The sequence below is a fragment of the Streptomyces sp. NPDC046335 genome, from assembly GCF_055587985.1.
In genome coordinates, this window is sequence record NZ_JBVJFF010000059.1 from 1 (window position 1) to 1,192 (window position 1,192).

Annotated in this window: 1 protein-coding gene; it reads right to left on the reverse strand. The window is 33.4% G+C overall.

What is annotated here, in order from left to right; genetic code table 11:
• Positions 1–250 precede the first annotated feature (250 nt).
• On the reverse strand, positions 251–1,192 hold a 942-nt coding region (locus tag ACZ6JY_RS40835; RefSeq protein ID WP_469204667.1), incomplete at its 5' end, for a hypothetical protein.

Genomic DNA, 1,192 nt, shown 5'->3' on the forward strand with positions numbered 1-1,192 from the left:
TAATTTTGTTTGCTGCATATTTGCATTAGTCTATCGTAGATATAATCATAATAAATAAAAACAACTATTAAATAATAAATTATTCATTAAACTTTTAATGATAGAACATCAAGCCCACCAACAAATATGACAGTCTCCGGTTAAGAAAACCATCATATTTGAAAGTGCATTTCAAATGATTTTTAGAACTTATTCTAAAAACCATGAAATTAAGTCAAGGAAATCTCTTTAATTTTAATCATCTCCATAACTAGGATGTGATGTCATTACCCTTCTCCTGTGAAATCAAAAAATCCAAAGCTTGAGGGTTAATTTGCAAAATCGTTTTATTCAATTTTTCAAGATTATATTCACTTATACCTTTAGGCCCATTACATACTTCAGTAATATACGACACTATCTGCTCATCAGTTAAAATACTTTTTGAATGAAATGCAACTACAACTATTGCACCTCCCATTCTATGCTTTTCATACGAATTTTCGTCTAAACCATCATAACAACTTCGCAATAGGTCTATTTCTTCTTGATTTAAAACAGGGCTCCAGTAATCCCGTTTTAATCCGAAGCAGGCCCCCATGCTAAATGAATAAATATCAAAAGGAATTTTGCCACAAGCACATAACAATCCTTTCAAAATCTCATCAAGGATATTAAGAGGTGGAGTGTAATTGAAATCTGAAGAATTACATCTCAATCCCCATACCCATAAGGCAACATTGGAGATTGCCTTGTTTTTATCAAGTACTAATTGTTCAACTCTAGGAAACACTTTCGATATAATCTCATTAACTAAATTGGAAGGCAAAGACATTGCCCAATTAATACCTGCACAAATCATTAATCCCAAACATTTTTTCTCATCAGAAGAACTACTAAGCAACTCAGAAATTTCGTTATATCCATCATCACTGAACCAATAGCTAGATTGTTTACGATAAACCGCAAAACTGGCATAACTGTTTCTTATCCATGTTTCAAAAGGTAAATTCATTGGTTCATACAAAATCCATGCTTGTTTTATTAACTCATCAGAATATGGCCCACTACATAGTGCTCGCCAATCTAAAGCCGCTTCGCACCCCCTTGAAAAATAGGCTACAAGATTTAGTGCCTCAGTAAGTGTCTCTGGTTCAGCTTGTGCCTCTTCTATTAGGCTTTGAACCAGCCTTCCAATTACATTTGGTAATAC